The following is a 3,548-nucleotide window of genomic DNA, read 5'->3' as shown; positions in this document are numbered from 1 at the left end:
TGGGAAGGGTCGATGTACGCTCCCGGTTGTCCCCGGGACGTGCGATGACGGCCGTGTGTACGTGCAATCCAGACGCCCACTGGACCCGTTCATCGGGTATCAGTGATCATCAGTTAATTGGCTACTGTGCCAGCTGGTGGATGGCTCGGCTCGAGAGCCGACGACGGACGTGCCAAGCTGCGATAAGCCGTAGGGAGCCGCATGGAGGCGAAGAACTACGGATGTCCGAATAGGAATCCTCTAAGCAATTGCCTTGCGCAATGGGGAACGCCCCGAATTGAAACATCTCAGTAGGGGCAGGAAGAGAACGCAACCGCGATGTCGTTAGTAACCGCGAGTGACCGCGACACAGTCCAAACCGAAGCCCTCACGGGCAATGTGGTGTACGGGCTGACAGCAAGCAGACAGCGTCGACGAGAAGTCTCCTGGAACGGAGCACGAAACAGGGCGACAGTCCCGTACCGTCGACAACGTCTGCGGATCAGTACCCTGAGTAGCGGGGGTTGGATATCCCTCGTGAACACCCCAGGCATCGACTGGGAAGACTAAACACTCCTCGAGACCGATAGCGAACAAGTAGCGTGAGCGAACGCTGAAAAGCACCCCGAGAAGGGCGGTGCAATAGGGCCTGAAATCAGTTGGCGATGGAGCGACGGGGCATACAAGGTCCCTCGACGAACGACAGAGACGCGAGTCTCCAGTAGGACTCGAGGGAAGCCGATGTTCCGTCGTACGTTTTGAAAAACGAACCAGGGAGTGCATCCCGCTGGCGAGTCTAACCGGGTTATCCGGGAAGGCACAGGGAAACCGATACGGCCGCAGCCTTACGGCGAGGGCCACCGTGTTCAAGCGCGGGGAGTCAGTGAGATGCGACCCGAAACCGAGCGATCTATGCGGGGGCAGGGTGAAGCGCACCGAAAGGTGCGTGGAGGCCCGTTAGGGTTGGTGTCCTACAATACCCTCCCGTGACCTGCGCATAGGGGTGAAAGGCCCATCGAGCTCGGCAACAGCTGGTTCCAACCGAAACATGTCGAAGCATGACCTCTCCCGAGGTAGTCCGTGCGGTAGAGCCACCGATTGAGAGACCCGCCTCCGAGAGGAGTCGGCCTCTCTGTCGAACTCCGAACGTACGGACGCCGTGGACGGAGGGAGTCCGGTATCCCGGGGTAAGCTTGGGTACCATGAGGGGAACAACCCAGAGCTGGGTTAAGGTCCCAAAGTGTAGATTAAGTGTGATTGGAAGGTTGTCTCGAGCCCTAAACAGCCGGGAGGTGAGCTTAGAAGCAGCTACCCTCTAAGAAAAGCGTAACAGCTTACCGGCCGAGGTTCGAGGCGCCCAAAATGATCGGGACTCAAATCTACCACCGAGACCTGGCGGCACCTGTCACAAGGTGATCCAGTAGGTTGGCGTTCTATTCGGGTGGAAGCACGGGCGAGAGCTCGCGTGGACCGTGTAGAAACGAAAATCCTGGTCACAGTAGCAGCGATATTCGGGTGTGAACCCCGAAGGCCTGAAGAGTAAGGGTTCCTCGGCACTGCTAATCAGCCGAGGGTTAGCCGATCCTAAGTCTCGTCGTAATTCGAGCGAGACAAAAGGGTAACTGGTTAATATTCCAGTGCTGCCACGCAGTAAACGCCGACACTTTGGAGTCGGTCGAGCCGGACCTTCGTCCGGTCGAATCCTCGAAGTCCGTGGACGCCGTAACGGCACGAAGCGGACGAAAGTGGAGATAGCGCAAGTCGACTCAATCGAGAGTCCGTGAAAAGGCAAGCGTGGTATTCGTACCGAGATCCGACACAGGTACTCTGGCAGAGCAAGCCAAGGCCGACGGGAGCAACCGACGTTAGGGAATTCGGCAAGTTAGTCCCGTACGTTCGCAATAAGGGATGCCTGCCTCGCACGAGGCAGGTCGCAGTGACTCGGGCGCTCCGACTGTCTAGTAACAACATAGGTGACCGCAAATCCGCAAGGACTCGTACGGTCACTGAATCCTGCCCAGTGCAGGTATCTGAACACCTCGTACAAGAGGACGAAGGACCTGTCAACGGCGGGGGTAACTATGACCCTCTTAAGGTAGCGTAGTACCTTGCCGCTTCAGTAGCGGCTTGCATGAATGGATCAACGAGAGCGCCACTGTCCCAACGTTGGGCCCGGTGAACTGTACGTTCCAGTGCGGAGTCTGGAGACCCCCAAGGGGAAGCGAAGACCCTATAGAGCTTTACTGCAGGCTGTCGCTGAGACGTGGTCGCTAACGTGCAGGATAGGTAGGAGCCGCTACACAGGTACCCGCGCCAGCGGGCCACCGAGGCAGCACTGAAATACTACCCGTTAGTGACTGCGACTCTCACTCCTGGCGGAGGACACCGGTAGCCGGGCAGTTTGACTGGGGCGGTACGCGCTCGAAAAGATATCGAGCGCGCCCCAAAATCTCCTCACGCGGGTCGGGAACCCGCGGACGAGCGTAAGAGCACAAGGAGGTTTGACAGTGTCATTCCAAGCGAGTGACGCTGACGCGAAAGCGTGGTCTAGCGAACGGATCACGGGCCTCAATGGCCCGGATTTACGACAGAAAAGCTACCTTAGGGATAACAGAGTCGTCACCGGCAAGAGCACATATCGACCCGGTGGCTTGCTACCTCGATGTCGGTTCCCTCCATCCTGCCCGTGCAGAAGCGGGCAAGGGTGAGGTTGTTCGCCTATTAAAGGAGGTCGTGAGCTGGGTTTAGACCGTCGTGAGACAGGTCGGCTGCTATCTATTGGGGGTGTTACGGTACCTGACGAGAACGGTCGTATAGTACGAGAGGAACTACGACTGGTCGCCACTGGTGTACCGGTTGTCCGAGAGGGCACTGCCGGGAAGCTACGCGACACGGGGTAAGAGCTGAACGCATCTAAGCTCGAAACCCACTTGGAAAAGAGGTACCACCGAGGTCACTCGTAGAAGACGAGTTCGATAGACTCGGGATGTACGCGTCAAGGCAACGAGACGTTCAGTCCGCGAGCACTAACAGACCAAGCCACACTCATGCACTGAGACCCACAACATGAACGGGTCCAGGCGTTACCTGGATTGCACGTACACATTGGCCACACAGAAGCCAGCAGACAGGAACCAATCCTGACACCGACGACACGGCAATTCACCGGATCGTTCCCGGTGGTCGGCGTTAGGGCGGCCACAGCGGCGGGGCAACACCCGTACCCATCCCGAACACGGAAGTTAAGCCCGCCTGCGTACCGGTCAGTACTGGAGTGCGCGAGCCTCTGGGAGCCCCGGTTCGCCGCCCACCACTCATACTCATACTTACTTCCAACCCCGCTTTTCCAGACACAGAGCCACAGCCACACGTCCACAGCCACATTTCCACATACACACGCACCTTCCTCCACCCTCCGCCGCCACCCACACGGCACCCCCGCACCCACACACTTCCACGCTTCACCACGCCGCCACGGCACCCCGCACCACTCCCCGACACCCGGTCTCGCCTCGACACTCCCCCGCACTCAACACTCCCCAGCCCGCCCAACCACACCCCCTGCACGT

At 58.7% G+C, this 3,548-nt stretch carries 2 rRNA genes; both read left to right on the top strand.

The window, feature by feature from the left end:
- Positions 1-112: 112 nt before the first annotated feature.
- Positions 113-3,027 (top strand): 23S ribosomal RNA (locus ACQUST_RS14860).
- A gap of 142 nt (positions 3,028-3,169) precedes the next feature.
- Positions 3,170-3,291, top strand: a 5S ribosomal RNA gene (gene rrf, locus ACQUST_RS14855).
- The last annotated feature ends 257 nt before the right edge of the window (positions 3,292-3,548 follow it).

Origin of the sequence: Halobaculum sp. D14, from assembly GCF_051195135.1 — an archaeon.
Lineage (GTDB): Archaea > Halobacteriota > Halobacteria > Halobacteriales > Haloferacaceae > JBNTKA01.
Note: the sequence above shows the minus strand (reverse complement) of the source record. Positions and strands in the feature narration are given on the sequence as shown.